Origin of the sequence: Aquimarina addita (genome assembly GCF_039539305.1) — a bacterium.
In the GTDB taxonomy this organism is placed as follows: Bacteria; Bacteroidota; Bacteroidia; order Flavobacteriales; family Flavobacteriaceae; genus Aquimarina; species Aquimarina addita.
On sequence record NZ_BAABCW010000004.1, the window covers coordinates 1 to 16,227 of the forward strand.

At 30.2% G+C, this 16,227-nt stretch carries 14 protein-coding genes and 1 pseudogene; 11 read left to right on the plus strand and 4 right to left on the minus strand.

Annotated elements, in window-relative coordinates; all coding sequences use genetic code 11:
• Window positions 1-200: 200 nt before the first annotated feature.
• The 6 genes and pseudogenes from ABD816_RS06640 (at window position 201) to ABD816_RS06665 (ending at window position 6,462) form a co-directional block, all read left to right on the plus strand.
• Entirely contained in the window at window positions 201-704 is a 504-nt protein-coding gene (locus tag ABD816_RS06640; protein WP_344925795.1) for a hypothetical protein, read from the plus strand.
• Window positions 705-884: 180 nt separating this feature from the next.
• Window positions 885-1,754 (plus strand): hypothetical protein, encoded by an 870-nt coding sequence (locus ABD816_RS06645; protein WP_344925798.1) that lies wholly within the window; start codon window positions 885-887, stop codon window positions 1,752-1,754.
• Between the two features lie 248 nt (window positions 1,755-2,002).
• Window positions 2,003-3,565, plus strand: a complete 1,563-nt coding sequence (locus ABD816_RS06650) for a right-handed parallel beta-helix repeat-containing protein (RefSeq protein WP_344925800.1) — start codon at window positions 2,003-2,005, stop codon at window positions 3,563-3,565.
• A 57-nt stretch (window positions 3,566-3,622) separates the two neighbouring features.
• Window positions 3,623-4,362, plus strand: a pseudogene (locus ABD816_RS22285) (IS982 family transposase); the annotation flags it as partial.
• Window positions 4,363-4,624: 262 nt separating this feature from the next.
• Window positions 4,625-5,200 (plus strand): hypothetical protein, encoded by a 576-nt coding sequence (locus ABD816_RS06660; protein ID WP_344925804.1) that lies wholly within the window; start codon window positions 4,625-4,627, stop codon window positions 5,198-5,200.
• A gap of 275 nt (window positions 5,201-5,475) precedes the next feature.
• Window positions 5,476-6,462: a YARHG domain-containing protein gene (locus ABD816_RS06665; RefSeq protein ID WP_344925806.1), complete on the plus strand. Its 987-nt coding sequence runs from the start codon at window positions 5,476-5,478 to the stop codon at window positions 6,460-6,462.
• A 370-nt stretch (window positions 6,463-6,832) separates the two neighbouring features.
• Here the strand turns inward: ABD816_RS06665 and ABD816_RS06670 are convergent, their stop codons facing one another.
• Window positions 6,833-7,141 carry a winged helix-turn-helix transcriptional regulator gene (locus ABD816_RS06670; protein WP_344925807.1) on the minus strand — a complete coding sequence of 103 codons (309 nt, stop codon included), beginning with the start codon at window positions 7,139-7,141 and terminating at the stop codon, window positions 6,833-6,835.
• A gap of 88 nt (window positions 7,142-7,229) precedes the next feature.
• On the opposite strand from ABD816_RS06670, the gene ABD816_RS06675 reads away from it, so the two are divergent.
• Complete coding sequence (locus ABD816_RS06675; protein ID WP_344925808.1) at window positions 7,230-8,006, plus strand: MBL fold metallo-hydrolase; 777 nt, start codon at window positions 7,230-7,232, stop codon at window positions 8,004-8,006.
• Window positions 8,007-8,634: 628 nt separating this feature from the next.
• Here the strand turns inward: ABD816_RS06675 and ABD816_RS06680 are convergent.
• The 3 genes from ABD816_RS06680 to ABD816_RS06690 all read right to left on the minus strand — a co-directional run bounded on the left by ABD816_RS06680 (window position 8,635) and on the right by ABD816_RS06690 (window position 13,349).
• Entirely contained in the window at window positions 8,635-11,220 is a 2,586-nt protein-coding gene (locus ABD816_RS06680) for a phosphoenolpyruvate carboxylase (protein WP_344925810.1), read from the minus strand.
• Between the two features lie 363 nt (window positions 11,221-11,583).
• Window positions 11,584-12,063, minus strand: coding sequence for an Lrp/AsnC family transcriptional regulator (locus tag ABD816_RS06685; protein ID WP_344925812.1), 480 nt, complete (start codon window positions 12,061-12,063; stop codon window positions 11,584-11,586).
• A gap of 74 nt (window positions 12,064-12,137) precedes the next feature.
• Complete coding sequence (locus ABD816_RS06690) at window positions 12,138-13,349, minus strand: M14 family zinc carboxypeptidase (RefSeq protein ID WP_344925813.1); 1,212 nt, start codon at window positions 13,347-13,349, stop codon at window positions 12,138-12,140.
• Window positions 13,350-13,676: 327 nt separating this feature from the next.
• Here ABD816_RS06690 and ABD816_RS06695 point away from each other — a divergent pair, with 327 nt between their 5' ends.
• The 4 genes from ABD816_RS06695 to ABD816_RS06710 all read left to right on the plus strand — a co-directional run bounded on the left by ABD816_RS06695 (window position 13,677) and on the right by ABD816_RS06710 (window position 16,081).
• Complete coding sequence (locus ABD816_RS06695; RefSeq protein WP_344926183.1) at window positions 13,677-14,165, plus strand: helix-turn-helix domain-containing protein; 489 nt, start codon at window positions 13,677-13,679, stop codon at window positions 14,163-14,165.
• A 69-nt stretch (window positions 14,166-14,234) separates the two neighbouring features.
• On the plus strand, window positions 14,235-14,612 hold the full coding sequence (locus tag ABD816_RS06700; RefSeq protein ID WP_344925814.1) for a DNA topoisomerase IV: 378 nt from the start codon (window positions 14,235-14,237) through the stop codon (window positions 14,610-14,612).
• Window positions 14,612-15,412, plus strand: coding sequence for a TerC family protein (locus tag ABD816_RS06705; protein ID WP_344925816.1), 801 nt, complete (start codon window positions 14,612-14,614; stop codon window positions 15,410-15,412). Before ABD816_RS06700 ends, ABD816_RS06705 begins: the two co-directional genes overlap by 1 nt.
• A 90-nt stretch (window positions 15,413-15,502) precedes the next feature.
• On the plus strand, window positions 15,503-16,081 hold the full coding sequence (locus ABD816_RS06710) for a PhnA domain-containing protein (protein ID WP_344925818.1): 579 nt from the start codon (window positions 15,503-15,505) through the stop codon (window positions 16,079-16,081).
• Window positions 16,082-16,227: the final 146 nt, after the last annotated feature.

Genomic DNA, 16,227 nt, shown 5'->3' on the forward strand with positions numbered 1-16,227 from the left:
CATAATTTGGAATATGGTCACTAAAGGAATCCCATATCAAAATCCAGAAGACTATCTCTACCTCGACCAAAAAAGAAAACTAGGTCTGGTCAAAAGAATTAGAAAACAAATTGATAAATTTGGATTATCTAATGATGATTTGCAAATAACTGTAAATCAGTGATGTATTTTTACGTTAGTCAGAATTAAAAAACGGAACTATGATAACATTAAATCTTAAAGAAAAAACCTATGAATTCCCAAAATTTAGAGAGCAACTAGTTGAGTTTCTGAAAATATACTTGGCTATTAAACCACTTCAATTTTTTTATAAAACTAAATCGGAAAATACTATAAATCAACTAAAAGTTTTACCTAATGGGACTATTGGCTATGAATTATATAAGATGCTCGACAATAATAACCTTAAAGTAATACCTAAATTTGAAAATCATGACTTGAAACACATAATACTTGGATATGGAATGACATCTATTGAAGAAATTAAAATGCAGGCTTATCTATTTGGAAACGGAAATAAAACAATTTTTTGCATCCTTTTTTTAGCTTCTGGATTGATTTTTCCTGAAGAATGGAAATCATTTTATAAAGAGTTTAAAAAAGGTAAAAAATCAATATACATACACGATTTACAATTTAAAGAAACAATAACAAAACAAACTGAAATAATAAAAACTACCTACAATAATGGCTCCTATAATTAATATGGGTTTTAGTGTTTAATCTAAAGTTTATTGTCTATTTAGTTTGTCGTCAAAGATTTAAATTTAGTATTTTAGAAAATATAAAAACAAAACATAAATTTTAGCTAAGTACTGTCTCGAAAACCTGTGATTTTTTGCTCCCACACTACGCATAGCTAAACGTTGTAAACTATTAGTAAGATGAAAATATCTCAATATCTATTACATAATAATACACCTCAATGTAGAGAACTTGAGATAATACCTACCATTACTATAAAAAACAATCGTTTAGTTGAAAATTACTATCAGGATTATAAAACTAAATCTAAAATGAATTGGTTTATAAACGATCGGAAAGGTGAGGTAATATTCTTTGATGAAAACGATTGTGAATGGTTAAGCCCCTGCTTTATTAGAAATAAAAATGAACTTTATGGATTTTCACTAATTGAAAAAAGCAATTCTAAAAAAATTTTTTTGACGAAAGTAAAAACGCAAGTAGACTTTGAGTCATTTGAGCCCATTGGAAGATTTTATGCGAAAGATAAAAACCATTTTTATTATGGCCCTGGAGGAAAAAAAATTAAAGAAGATTACTTAGAATTATTTTTTGACGAAACATATAGAGAAGAATGGAATGAATTATATCCTGATAGAAATATTCCATCAAAGATTAAACGATGGAATTCAAAAATAGCGGTTTCCAATGAGAAGGTTTATTGGAATGGTATGTTAAAAAAAGACATTCATCCCAGTTTAAAACGAATCACTAAGTTATATTGGGCTGACGACTATTCAGTATTTGAATATGATTTACAAAGATTAAAAAAAATAGATCAATTTGATAGAAAGACCTTAATTTATAAAAATTTTATTAATAAGAATGGCTCAATAGTTAGTTTAATAACCGATATAAATAAACCTGCATATTGTTACAATGGTAATCTTAAACCAAATGAGAAGTATGATTTTAAAAAGTTTACTCCTCTTTTTGAAGAATTAAGAGGAAAAATAAGCAATGACTTTTGGTGGTATAAAATGGAAAACAGTTTACAAAACGATGTATAAAACATAGCTAATAAGTGCTAAACCGATAGGTTTGTGTATATTTAAAAAGTCCGCCTAGTTTTTAATTTGGCTTTTTAAAAGAGAAAATTAAAAACAAAATATAAAAATTCGGCTCTGCGCTAATCCGAAAAGTTAGTGTCCTTTTGCACGCTACGTTTCATACACTGTACCGTTAAGTACAATAACTCATTAAACCCAAGCTTTAAACAATAATAAAAACTTAATATTCCATCAAAATATAATAGAAAATGAAAACATATATTTTAATTGTATTGACTATCTTGTTTGTAGGTTGTAAAGATAAAATAAACAATACAGCTGAAAACAAAAAAAATCCAGTAAGTGTTAAAGAAATTAAGTATGTAAATGCGGAATCAGGCTTAAACTATAGAGACAACCCGAAAGGCAAAAAGCTCGGTAAATTCAACTTTAATGATAAATTGATCATAGCATCACACACGGGTATTTTTCAAACGGTCAGTGATGGACCTGATTCTATTAATGGCGAATGGGTTAGCACGCTAATCAGTGATCAAGAGGTATATATATTGAGTAGTTTTCTATCAGATATCAAATCTAAATCAACAGCTGAAATCAATTCTGAAATTGACTCCTTGAATGAGGTGGAGATAAAGAAAAGTATTGCGGAGGAACTTAGTAAGTCTACGCAGCAACGTATGGATGAATATCAATTTATAAAAGAAGAGTATTTAAACTCCTATAAAAACAGGTATAAAGACTTACCTCCTGGCAGCAGGATGCTTGAAAGCATGAAACTTGAAGAAAAATGGACTGAACAAGTAAATGAAGATATCAAACCGGTAAAAGACACTGTTGTTGTAATTGATGAAGTTAGTTTACTAAAAAACTTAAAATCAAATAGAGTTTTTCTAATTGATACTGCAGTTTTAAATTTCCATCAAAACGAAGTGATTTTAAGTAAAGAAAGTATGCTATTTAATCGCCACTTTCTCTCCACACAATTAGGAATTTTATTACTAAGAAATCTCAAAAATGTGGAATTCATTGGTAGAAAACAACGTGTATATTTCATCAGTTATGCATACGGTCAGTCTTTGCTCGAACTATTAGATGTTCAGAAATTTGTGTTCAAAAACTTTTGCTTCTATTATCCACCTAGTGAGTACGATCTTGAGCAACAAAAAGAAAACCTAAACAAAGAAGACACACACTATGCTGCTATTGAAATCAGCGGAGGGCATGGCAAGTTTATTAATTGTAATATCAAAGGTGCTTTTTTAGGAGCTGACATTTATAATATTTATGATGATGAAGGCATAACCTTTGAAAAATCTACTTTCACTAATATTCAGAAAAATGTAATAGCGTTGAATACAGCAACGAATATTGTTTTTAATAATGTAACAATTCGTAACAACGATTGTAAGTCAGTTTTTCAGATGAAGGAGGATGAAGGTCTTGGTTCTCACGGTAATGAAGAAATTAGTATTAACAACAGTTTAATTAGTGACAATAAAACCAAAAAACTAATAGGGTTCGGAAAAAGTTTTGACAATAGAGTTATGTCAAGTAATGTAAAGTTTAGAAAATGTAAAATTCAGAATAATAGCTTTCAAAGAACTTTCTTAGATTTTAACTATAAAGAACAAAGAAATGCTGCATTCTATAACTGTAAAATAACTAACAATAAAATATTTGATGATTATGAAGGGTATTCTCCTTTTTTCCTGAGTGGTAACCTGGATTATTCTGTTAAATTTAACAACACCTCATTTAAAAGCAACGATTGGAAAATTACTAAAGAAGAGCGTGAAAAATATTTTGAATAAAGAACACAATTCAAACAATATATATAATAAATTACTGTACTTAACATAGTATCATAATATATGAGTATTGACAGTGAATGTCAGCTATTTCGAATTTTACCTGCTGATTTATCTGATAAAATAGAGCGTAGTGTTTACAATAGAAAAAAGCGCAAATTATTTCCTTTTAGAAAATCGCTTCGCAAAGAAATTGGTATTGAGGTTGAATCGGTTTCAGCGCTGTTATAGTGTTGACAGTATGCCTGTAGAAGTTTGTAAATTATCAAGAAGCTCCAGAAGTAAAATATGCAAAGATCAAGACTTTAGTTTACCTGAAAAAGGTTATTGTGCCAGTCAATCAAGCCATTATTATGGTTATAAACTTCACGCTGTTTGTTCTGTTCAAGGTTTTATAGAGTATGGATAATAGCCCTACTTCTGTACGTGATATTAACTATTTGAAGGATGAAAAACATCAATTAAAGGATTGTGTACTACTTGGTGGTAGAGGGTATTTATCAGCATAATATCAACTAAACTTATTTGAGCATCATAATATTAGCCCTGAAACTCCTATGAGGGTTAATCAAAAGAATTATAAAGAACAACCTTATAATTTCAAGAAATCCAGAAAACGTATCGAAACATTATTTTCTCAACTTTGCAATCAATTCATGATTCGAAGAAATTATGCTAAATCTTTTGAAGGGTTTAAAAATCGAATCTTATCTAAGATCACTGCAATGACAGTTATTCAATACATCAACAGGTTTGAATTCAATAGAAACATCAATAATTTGAAAATTAATATTGTCTAAATGCACAACGGGTTATTATAATAACTTAGGGTACTGCTTTTACATTGTTACTATAATTAATGCGGGAGCAAGTGCTAGACCGAAAGGTCTGTGTATTTTAACAAAGTCCGCTAAATATAAAATTTGGCGTTTATAGGAGAAAAAATAAAAGCAAAATATTTATATTTAGCTAATTAATAAAGTAGAACGATAGTGCTTATCACCTGCCCTACATTTCTTATACTGAACGTTAACGATAATTTAACAAAACTAAAACTTACCAATGAAATTGACACTAATTTTGATGATTTCCATAATACATTTAAGTTGTTCTCAAACTGAGATGTCTGAAGAAGAAATTTATAAGATTGTTCAAAACCACTATGATGAAGACCAATTTTTCGACAAACCCGAAATACAAATTAAACTAATAAAAGACCTGGATTCAGAATACAAAGCGGTCATTGTAAATGTTGAAAATGAAAAATACGCTTATGGTTTTGTAAATAAAAGTTTAAAAAAATACAATCCTTTTCAAGAATTTGATAAAAAAAAAGATAGGATAACTCACGCTTCTAGTTGGGGGATTCAATTAATAAAAACGATTAACGGTCAAACAAATAAAGAGAAACAAGTTTATTCAACTTTTTTAGGAATAATACCATACGAAGGGTATTCTAAAGTAGAAATGAGTTGGAACTGTAAACAGGCTGAAACAATAGAATTAGTAGATAGAAAATATTTTATGTTTACATATCCTAAAGGGAACATGAGAAGATGCAACACAATATATCTAATTAATGATAAAGGAGAAAAATCTAAAGTTGAGTACAAAAACGGAAAATTCGCCTTGAACTAAAAACTATTACTAACAATGGCTTCTATGTAAAGCCCTTTCCCTAGTCCTATTTAAAGTGTTGAAATGTTTTTATTATAATAACTTAGGGTACTGCTTTTACATTGTTGCTATAAAAAATAGCGCAAGTCATTGCTAACACGAAGGCTTGGGCATATTTGGAAAGTCGCCAAATTATTAAATTTGAAAATTCGGCTTATGTTTAATCCGAAAAGTTATCGTTTGTTTTCAGCGCTACTTTTCAAATACGAAGCCGTTATGCGTAACCACTCTATAAAATGGATAAGTCAATTTATACAATATTATCAATTCTCTTTTTTGCAGTTTCTTGTAATACTAAAAAGGAGAATCAAAAACTTGAAAACACAATAAAAAGCAACACAGATTTATCAATTGTATTTACGGCATCAGAACTGAAAAGTAAGAGTTTAGAAGAACTACGGCTAATCAGAAATGAAATATACGCAAGAAAAGGTTATGTTTTTAAAAGTGAAGTCCTGCAAAATCATTTTGAAAATAAGGAATGGTACGTCCCTAAAGAAAAAGAAAAAATAACTCTTTCTGAAAATGAAAAACATAACGTTGATTTGATTAAACAAATCGAAGCTGAAAAGAAAAAAGAATTCACTCTTACTAAGCCTTCAAATGAAGATTCATCAAAATATAGTGATACAATAGTCGTAAATTATAAAGACAACAAAAAGATATTAGATATCTTAACTCTATTTCCAGAAACTAATATGGGGAGTTGGGATTGGAGTCAAAAGGAACGAATTGATTTAGTTAACGAGATTAAAAAAAATAATTTTTTCATTGATATTGACCCTATATTTTTGAACATAAAATACGTAGAGCCCAATACAATTGGACTAAGTGTTATTGATGGATTTTGGACTTTATCAGTATATGATATTGACTTAAATACGAAACTTGTAATTACAAATAACATTGTAGGTGATGGAAATTCTTTTACCGCATATAAATTAAAAAATCAGAAACTTAAAATACTGAATCTTGATACAATTTTTGGAGATTATTTTAATAGTTTACTGAAAAATAACTCAGAAGGGTGTGCATCTTTACTAAATGAGAATGAAATTACATTCGATTATGACTTTAGCCATCCAGAGTTTATAAAAATATCATCTTGGTATTTACATAAAATAGAAACTGATTGCTTTAAAGGAAATACAATAATTTTAAAATTGAATAAATCAAAAAGCTTATTTGAAACCAAAGAAGTTCTTTGGGAAGAAAACAAATAAGGCAACGCATAATCGAGTAGACAGCTCTCTCTATAATTGAGGAGAGTGCACCTCTCACACCAATAAGCGTAAGGGTCGGGTTCTTGGCAGTTCGTTAATGATGTTTAATTTTCTGATAATATTCCTGTAAGCTGTTACGTTCAAATTTGGCACTGTAGTGGGTAACTGTTATGTGTTTTTCCTTTACTTTCCCTAAGTAATTGGCTTATAATAAATTGTCTTTAATAGTCTACCTGAGGTGCGGTATTCTTTCTTTTTGGTTTTGCTATCATAGTTTAAAACACCTTTTTTCACCTGATAAAAGTAAAAAGCTTTTTAAAATCGTAACAATAAAACTAGATATTTTATACTTTAATAAGCAGTTAAAAAATTACTTAGAACCAAACTTATCTAATACGGAAAGAATATCGCCTAAAGATTTTCCTTTTTCAGACAGACTGTAATAAACCTCGACTGGAAATGAATCTACTTTTCGTTTTGATATCAAATCAACATTTTCTAAATGTTTAAGACGTTCTGCAAGAACTTTTTTTGATATTCTAGGAATTTCCCTCCAAAGATCATTAAATCTAATATCCTGATTATTAAATAAAAAATATAAAATAGGTGGTGTCCATTTACCTGATATCATATCTAAAGCTTTTTTAAGTCCACAACCTTCAAAATCTTCATATTTCATATTGAACTCATTTAATAAGATTACCAAAAAGTAACCCTCGTTAAAAAAAAGAATTTACTTTTTAAATTTATTCAAAAATATAAAAATAATGAGAATTCAACTCTGGCGAAATGCTACATTGAAGTTAACGATAAACAGAATTAATTTTTTAATAGATCCAATGCTAGGTGAAAAAGGTTCTTTTGGTTTTTTCCCTTGGACAGAAGATAGAAAAATGAATCCTTTAGTAAACCTTCCTTTTACTAAAGAGGATCTTACTCGGGAGTTAGAAGCTATTGACGCGGTAATTGTTTCACATCTTCATCCAGACCATTGGGATGAAGCAGCCATTAGATTATTAGATAAAACAATACCTCTGATTTGCCCTAATGAAATTGCTTCAAAAATCAGATCATTTGGTTTTTCTAATGTAAAGGAAATTAGCAATTTTTTATCTTTTAGAGGTGTTAAAATACATCTGACTTCAGGACAGCACGGCACTGGGGAAATAGGCAATAAAATGGGGAAAGTCAATGGTTTTGTTTTGAATTATTTAAATAATAATATCTACATTACAGGAGATACTATTTGGTGTAAAGAAGTACAAAATACTATTAATAAATATCACCCAAAACACATTATTGTTGCAGGAGGAGCTGCTACATTTTCTTTTGGGAATCCAGTTACTATGACATCAGACGATATTAAAAATATCGCATCTTTCGCAAATGAATCTAAAATTTGGATTACTCATCTTGAAGCTATAAGTCCTTGTAAAGAAAATAGAAGTTACTTGATAGAGTTACTGAAATCATTTAACTTGGAAAAGCAATGTCGCATATTAAAAGATGGAGAAAAGTCCTATTTAATTAACTATCGTAAATAGTACAAATGATAAAAGGGTTATGCCAAGAAAGCACGAATCAATAATAATCTAAATAATAGAATTTAAATGTTTATTATTAATCTAACCTATAAGACAGAATTGGAAAAAGTTGATCAGTATATAAACGCCTTTTTTGAATTTCATTAAAAATAGAAAACTGGAAAAAATAGTTGACAAATATCTTGACGAAATAGTTTCGTTGGAGATAAATTCCTTACCGATAAGAATAGAACCTGAAATGGCAGAAAAAAATTCTGACAAAAACCAGGAATGGAATAATTGGTTTCCTATTCAAAGCACAATTACTGACATTGGATTGAACTTCTATATCATAATGACATGCTTGTCATAATAATAGAAAATAAAGGTCATATAATTGTTGAAAGAAAATTAAATTTAACAGGTACAAAACAAAAATTCTGGTAAATATAGATTTTATTTGGCAAAATGAACGGTCGCAAATCACACGAGAAACTATTTATTCTCAAGAAATAATAGAAAATAAAAAGTGAAATTTCATTATTAAATAGATATTATCACGACTAGTTAACAACCAATATCTATAAAAAAAGCAAAGCGAAATGATGCATTTCGCTTTGCTTTTTAAAAACTTAATATGTATAAAAAATTATGCCGAATTACGACTGGCATTAATATTACCAAACAAAGAACGAGTTACCATTTTTTCATAAATTTCAAGTTCCTGAGCATTAATATCACCCGATCTTATAATTTCCTGAATTTTTTTCAAGGCGTATTGTTGTATTGTTAATAATGGCAATACAATATTTTCACGTATGTCAATAGATGCCTTTCCTGCAGGTTCATTCTCCATTAACTCCTTATATCCTGCTAACTCAAGTAAAAGTCCCTTAGTTAATTCGTATTCATCATGAATAATCGTCCAGAAAGCTCCATATTCCGTATCATCTTTCATGTATGCTGTTAGCGCAAAAAATGATTTGGTTAGACTCATCATACTATTTCCTACTAAGGTTCTAAAGAATGCAGAGTCTTTATACAACGCGGTTACTCTATCAAACTCTCCACGCTCTTTTAACGTTTTTAAAGCAGTACCTACTCCATAGAATCCAGGTACATTCTGTTTTAATTGGCTCCAACTTCCTACAAACGGAATTGCTCGTAAGTCATTAAAATCCAATGAGCTACTTTTACTACGTTTAGAAGGTCTACTTCCAATATTTGCTTTTCCATAGTATTTGAGCGTGCTCATATGCTCTAAATATGGTAAAAATTTAGGATGATTTTTAAAATCCACATAACTTTGATAGCTAATATCAGCTAATTCCTGCATGGTTTCCTTATTTTCTTTCGAAAAGAGGTTTTTTTCATTTGCAGTAAGTTCATTCTCTACTCCTGCTCCTAATAATTGTTCCAGATTATATTGACAGGAATTTAACGTTCCAAAATTAGAGCTTATCGTTTGTCCTTGCACTGTGATCTGAATTTCTTCATCCTCTACAGTTGGTCCTAATGATGCGTAAAATTGATTCGTGTTTCCTCCTCCACGCGCTGGTGGACCACCACGACCATCAAAAAAGATTACTTTAATATCATATTTTCTGGATATTTTGGTCAGTGCTTCTTTTGCCTTAAAAATACCCCAATTTGCCATTAAATACCCACCATCTTTAGTACCATCAGAGAATCCTAACATAATTGTCTGTTTCATTCCTCGACGTTTTAGATGCTCCATATACACTGGATTACTGTACATAGACTCCATTACTTGATCTGCAATCCGAAGATCTGGTACGGTTTCAAACAATGGAATGACATCTACAGTAGGATGTTCCCAATCACAAAGCCTAATCATAGCAAAGGTTTGCATAATATTAAGCACACTCCCATTATTACTGATAATATAACGGTTGGCTCCTCGCTCACCATTATTACTTTGTATTGTTTTTATAGCGTATATAGATTCTATAGTCGCCCTTGTCATATCATCATCAAAAATAGATGGATCTAATGCCCCATTTGCACTGGTAAGCATTTCAATCTGTTTATCTTCTGATAGAGACTCATAGTTATCAGGAAAAAAACCTAATCCTAATTCATTAGTCTTTCTTACTACTTCTGTAAGTACTTTATGATGTACTCTGGAATCTTGTCTGATATCAAGGGTTCCAAAATGAAAACCAAAAATCTTTATTTTATTAATTAAATCCTGTAATTCTTCTAAAAACAATGACTGATGATTTGTTATCAATTCTTCTCTAACTTCTAATAAGCCATTCATCAAAGTTTCTACAGATAGTGGCTTTGCGGTTTTTGCATAATAGAAATTATCATATAACGCTTCCTCTAAAACCATTAATTTATCCTGAAGATTACCAAAGGTAATTCTACGCTTTAATTTACGTATATCCCTGTAGTAATTAATTAAAATAGTTTTACGAAGCCTTTTTGCTACTTTTAGTGTTGTTTCTGTAGTAACAAATGGATTACCATCTCGATCTCCACCTGGCCAAAATCCAAGATTGATTAAATCATTCTCCAGATCTTCTCCTTTAAAAATATTTTGTTGTATGTAATTATATATTTTACTAACAGAGTGGTAAAATACATTCTCCAGATACCATATTAAACTTACCGCTTCATCATAAGGTGTAGGCTTCTCTTTTTTGAAAAAAGCAGTTTTACCAAGCTGCGCCAATAATTTTTTAATCATTTGCGAATCATTCTGAGTGATCGCAGTATCAAGATCATGAATGATCCCTAAAACAGTTCCTGGATAGAATTGAGTAGGATGTGCGGTTAATGTAGGTCTGATCTTAAAACGTCTTAAATATTCTTTAAGCTCATCTAATTGTCCTTTTGCTTGCGCCTCTTCTTTTATACTTCTTAGCGTTCCTCTGCCATCCATATTATTAACACTAGGAAATGCAGCATCTTCTATCGCATCAAATAATACAACCTGGCGTTCTATATATTGTATAAATCTGAATAACAAATCATGTTTCTCCTTTTCTGAAGGATTATTTTGATATAAGTTAAAGAAATTTTCTACTATTTCTGAAGGGTTTTGCCTTTGCTCATATCCTTTTTCACACACTTCTTTAAAAAGTGGTAGTAGCACCCCTGTATTTGTAATTTCATCGAAAGGAAGGGTAATAAATATACTATTGTATATCTGATACTTAGTAAGAACATCGTGGTTAAAACGTTCTATTTTTGGTTGTCTTGCCATAATTGCAATTAATTATATGCTGGTTAATATATTATTTATCCTTATCATCATACCATACCTATATTCACTGAACAAAAAAATAAGTTTTTATAGTGAATCTAAAATAGTTGGTAGACAATGTTCAAAGATACCAATAGCTATAGACACTGAATGAACAATTAATTAAAAAAATGAAAATTTATTCAAAAAAGCATTTAAATTATTAAATCCTAATTGAAAGCTTACTATTTTTCAGATTTTTATACTAATCAGTATCGTATCTTATCTATTGAATATATGTTAATAATGAATCTGGATCTACTGCATTAAAAACCCCTTCAAGATATAATTCTTAAAGGGGTTTCATATACTAAAATCGTCTATTTACAATTCCTGAAAAATAGAATGCATCAGACGTTTCTTATCATTAATACTTTCTTCTAGCGATATCATAGTTTCAGTACGGTATACACCATCAATATCATCTAATTGAAAAATAATATCTTTCGCATGATTTGTATCCTTTGCTCTTACTTTACAGAAAATATTAAATTTTCCAGTGGTAATGTGCGCAACGGTAACAAATGGTATCTCGTTGATCCTTTGTAATACAAATTTAGTTTGCGATGTATTCTGAAGATATATCCCAACATATGCAATAAAAGAATATCCTAATTTTTTATAATCTAATGTTAATGAAGAACCTTCTATTATACCAGCTTCTTCCATTTTTTTTACACGTACATGAACTGTTCCCGCAGAGATTAATAATTTCTTTGCGATATCCGTAAAAGGAGTACGGGTATTTTCGATCAGCATATCTAATATTTGGTGATCAACTTCATCTAATTTAAACTTTGCCATAATAATTCTATAAATTTTCCCGATTATTTATATTGCAAAAATAACAGAAAAAATATCTATTCATATATTTTTTTCTAACTTTTTCTCAATTTTGTTGAGAATAATTCATCATTTAGGCAAAAATTTAACAGCTTAGCTCCTTCGATCACCTCTACTGTAACGTTTTCGCAACGTATCTCTCTTTTGTTACCTATAATTTCTCTATGTCCATAAAATTTTTCCAAATTCGCAATTTTTACGATTTTAGGAATGAATTTTATGCTTTTTTCGGATAATTCTTCAACATACTGAATTGCGATATCGACATTTCTACCATTGAGCATAATATCTCTTACAATAATATCATAAAAACATTTTCCGTTTTCCGGAATTTCAAAATATCGCTTGTATCCTTCTCCAGAAATAGTATCTCTGTTTGCTATGTATTTAATAGCAGTAATTAACGAATAAAAAATAAACTCACGGGTTTTCTCTCGATCATAATCGGTTGGATAATGACCTGCTTCAAACAGTATAGTGGGAATCCCCAGAGAAGTCAAGGTATCACCAACACAATTAATATTAAAGCCATCATCATATCTACCTACACAATTTGGTATATATTCCTGTAGTACCGTGTTCATTTCGGCAATAATTTCCATCGCTATTTTCCTGCAAGGGACTATAGCTCTCTCTACATCTCCCGCAGGAGATAAAAACGATACTGTTGCAGAGTGACTAGACGTTCCTGCACTAAAAATAGTGCGTTGTCCATGCAAATTAAAGGCAACATCTGGTTGCACCCGTTGAATAAGGTCACTAAGTATGATACTTTCACGCTGAGTTTTATTTTGTGCATCTCTATTAAGATCTACTTGATTATGATTTAGCCTTGTATAAGCTTTTGCTCCATCAGGACTTAACATAGGTACTATATATAATGTACAAGTAGTAAGAATTTCCTGTGAAAACTCATTAGACCTATCAGATAACACATTAATAAGATCAAATATAGCTTTAGTCGTTGTACTTTCATTACCGTGCATTTGTGACCAGAATAACAATTTTTTTGGCCCATTACCTAAAGTAATTAAATCAATAGGTGCATTATTCTCTGAATATCCTAATCGCTCAATAATCCACTTTTCTGATAATTTAGTGAGTAATGGCGAAATGTGCTCCAAATGAATATAACGACCTGATAAAGATGATTCCTTATATGTAGTAAACCAGTTTGATAATATGTTCATGGTATAGCTGCCTCTATAATTAATAAACGAAATTACTATTGTTTCATGAGTAATCATAATATAGAGTCAAGTTTTACTTGTGTAAACAAAGTCAATGTTTACAATTGAAAACAACTAATTTTCACAAATGTAAACATTAACACCAAGCCTTTATGTTTACTATTGTTAACAGTTATTATATGGTATAACACTTAGGTATTGAGTTATTAACAAAAATTTATTTAATAAAACTTTTGATGCATAAATATTTATTAAAGAATACTTTATATCACTTAAACTAAACTTTAACTTTATATATAATACTTCTATTTACATATGTAAACAACTTAATCTTTTTAATTTGTTTACATTTGTACTATATAAACCAATTAACCTTTGTTTACAATGGTAAACAGTGAAGATTTCGGAAAGAGAATCCAAAAAATAATGGATCATTATGATTTATCTGCATCAGCGTTTGCCGATTCATTGGCTATTGGAAGGTCTTCTATTTCGCATATTTTATCAGGAAGAAATAAACCCAGTCTTGACTTTGCTATGAAAGTTGTACACACCTATTCAGATGTAAACTTCTATTGGTTATTAGAAGGTAAAGGAACTTTTCCTCCTTCTGAAAAACCTTTGACAAAAATTGAAAAGGTTTCTGACACCACACCGATTGCTAAGTCTGATCCTATTCCTGAGGATATAGCGCCTCAAAAAGATTTATTTTCGCAACACGCTCAAAAAATAACTGCTCCTATTCTGGAATCTAATAAAAATCTTGATAATCCTAATCTTTCCAGGCCACACGTTACTCATAAAAAAATAAACAGGATAGTTATTTTTTATTCAGATGGCTCTTTTGAAGATTATCAGAATAAAGAATCTTAACAACTTTTATCCTAGTTATAAGAATTTCTATTTTTTTACAATTATTTTAGTCAACTGTTACCATATATTATGACCTTACGTTTATTTTTATTCTTCATTTCTTTATCCATATTTGGTTGTTATCATCAAGAACGCAACTGTACTGATTTTCATACAGGAACATTTGAGTTTGAAACTTATCTTAACGGTAAAATGATTACTACTCAATTTTTTAGGAATGATTCTATAGAGATTGATTACTTTCTTGGCAAAAGTGATACCGCTAGTATTCGCTGGATTAATGATTGTGAATATATTGTAAAAAAACTGCACCCCAAGAATATGTCTGAAGAGAAAGCTATCCATATGAAGATCATAAACACAGACAAAGATGTATATATGTTTGAATATGGATTAGTAGGCGATCTTAAAAACAAACAGAAAGGAACTGCTAAAAAAATAAAATAATGTTCGAGATTTTTGCATCAGCAGACGCATGGATAGCACTGCTTACGTTGACATTTCTAGAGATTGTATTGGGTATTGATAATATAATCTTTATATCGATTGCTTCTAGCAAATTACCTGATAATCAACAACAAAAAGCGACCAATATCGGATTATTATTAGCAATGGTGATGCGAATTATTTTGTTATTCGGGCTTTCCTTATTAATTGCAATGGAAGCTCCTTTTTGGCATATCAATCTGCCTTGGATTCAGGCCGGTGTTAGTGGTCAAGCACTTATATTATTTGGAGGAGGTTTATTTCTACTTTACAAAAGTGTACATGAAATTCATGAGAAAGTAGATGAAAAAGGAGAAGAAGAGAAAGCTCTTAAAGAAAAAAGCGCCACCACATTATCTAAAGCTATTATGCAAATCACATTAATCAATGTTGTATTTTCTTTTGATTCTATATTAACAGCGGTAGGTATGACCAATGGATTAAGTGATAATCCTAATGACGCATTGCTTTTAATGGTTATAGCCGTTATAATTTCTGTATTAATCATGATGCTTTTTGCCACTCCCGTTGGTAGATTCGTAAATAAACATCCATCTGTACAGATTTTAGGATTGTCCTTTTTAATTCTGATTGGATTTATGCTTATCGCTGAGGCAGCTCACTTAGCTCACCTACAAATATTTGATTCTGAAGTAGGTACAATTCCAAAAGGATATTTATATTTTACCATTGCATTTTCATTATTTGTAGAATTCATCAATTTCAAAATCCGTAAAAAAGGAAAACCGAACAATGCATAGTATTAGACTATATTATATATTAATAATTATTGCATTTTTGCAGTTCATTTTTGGATTTGAGTTTACCTTCATAAATAATTATTAATAAGAATGAGTACAGTAAAAGAATTACAAAATCGTAGTGGATCTATATGTGAATTATGTGGTGCTTCGGAAAATTTATCGATGTACAATCCTCCAAAAGCTCCCAATATTGGACTGGACGCCAGCCTTCTGGGCTGTAATACGTGTATAACACAAATTGAAAAACCAGAAACTATGGATGCTAATCATTGGCGTTGTCTTAATGATAGTATGTGGAGTCAGGTGCCCGCTGTACAGGTTACTGCCTGGAGAATACTTACTAGATTGCGTGCAGAGGGCTGGCCACAGGATTTGCTTGACATGTTATATCTAGAAGATGAAATATTAGCATGGGCAAAAGCTACTGGAGAAGGTGATGATGAAAACGATGTTTTAAAGCATATTGATGCTAATGGAGCACTACTTAAGGCTGGAGATAATGTGGTACTTATCAAAGATCTAAATGTAAAAGGTGCTAATTTTACAGCAAAACGCGGTACTGCAGTTCGTAATATTTCCTTAGTACACGATAATGAAGAGCATATAGAGGGAAAAGTGAGTGGACAACATATTGTGATCTTAACCAAATATGTGAAAAAATCTTAAATAATTTTGTCAATTATAAAAGGTTTTCAATTGATAAAATTCGGTATGTATATAAACAAACAAAATAAAAGTCTGGCATTAAAAAACACCAGACTTTAAATTTAAATAGGTCTTAAACAAAAACTTTATATTAATTCCTATAAACA

What these genes read in the sequence shown, in the direction of transcription:
- ABD816_RS06675 (WP_344925808.1), top strand. Translation starts at nt 7,230, where the DNA reads ATGAGAATTCAACTCTGGCGAAATGCTACATTGAAGTTAACGATAAAC.
- ABD816_RS06665 (WP_344925806.1), top strand. Translation starts at nt 5,476, where the DNA reads ATGGATAAGTCAATTTATACAATATTATCAATTCTCTTTTTTGCAGTT.
- ABD816_RS06685 (WP_344925812.1), bottom strand. Translation starts at nt 12,063, where the DNA reads ATGGCAAAGTTTAAATTAGATGAAGTTGATCACCAAATATTAGATATG.
- ABD816_RS06640 (WP_344925795.1), top strand. Translation starts at nt 201, where the DNA reads ATGATAACATTAAATCTTAAAGAAAAAACCTATGAATTCCCAAAATTT.
- ABD816_RS06705 (WP_344925816.1), top strand. Translation starts at nt 14,612, where the DNA reads ATGTTCGAGATTTTTGCATCAGCAGACGCATGGATAGCACTGCTTACG.
- ABD816_RS06670 (WP_344925807.1), bottom strand. Translation starts at nt 7,141, where the DNA reads ATGAAATATGAAGATTTTGAAGGTTGTGGACTTAAAAAAGCTTTAGAT.
- ABD816_RS06695 (WP_344926183.1), top strand. Translation starts at nt 13,677, where the DNA reads ATGGTAAACAGTGAAGATTTCGGAAAGAGAATCCAAAAAATAATGGAT.
- ABD816_RS06645 (WP_344925798.1), top strand. Translation starts at nt 885, where the DNA reads ATGAAAATATCTCAATATCTATTACATAATAATACACCTCAATGTAGA.
- ABD816_RS06690 (WP_344925813.1), bottom strand. Translation starts at nt 13,349, where the DNA reads ATGATTACTCATGAAACAATAGTAATTTCGTTTATTAATTATAGAGGC.
- ABD816_RS06660 (WP_344925804.1), top strand. Translation starts at nt 4,625, where the DNA reads ATGAAATTGACACTAATTTTGATGATTTCCATAATACATTTAAGTTGT.
- ABD816_RS06680 (WP_344925810.1), bottom strand. Translation starts at nt 11,220, where the DNA reads ATGGCAAGACAACCAAAAATAGAACGTTTTAACCACGATGTTCTTACT.
- ABD816_RS06700 (WP_344925814.1), top strand. Translation starts at nt 14,235, where the DNA reads ATGACCTTACGTTTATTTTTATTCTTCATTTCTTTATCCATATTTGGT.
- ABD816_RS06710 (WP_344925818.1), top strand. Translation starts at nt 15,503, where the DNA reads ATGAGTACAGTAAAAGAATTACAAAATCGTAGTGGATCTATATGTGAA.
- ABD816_RS06650 (WP_344925800.1), top strand. Translation starts at nt 2,003, where the DNA reads ATGAAAACATATATTTTAATTGTATTGACTATCTTGTTTGTAGGTTGT.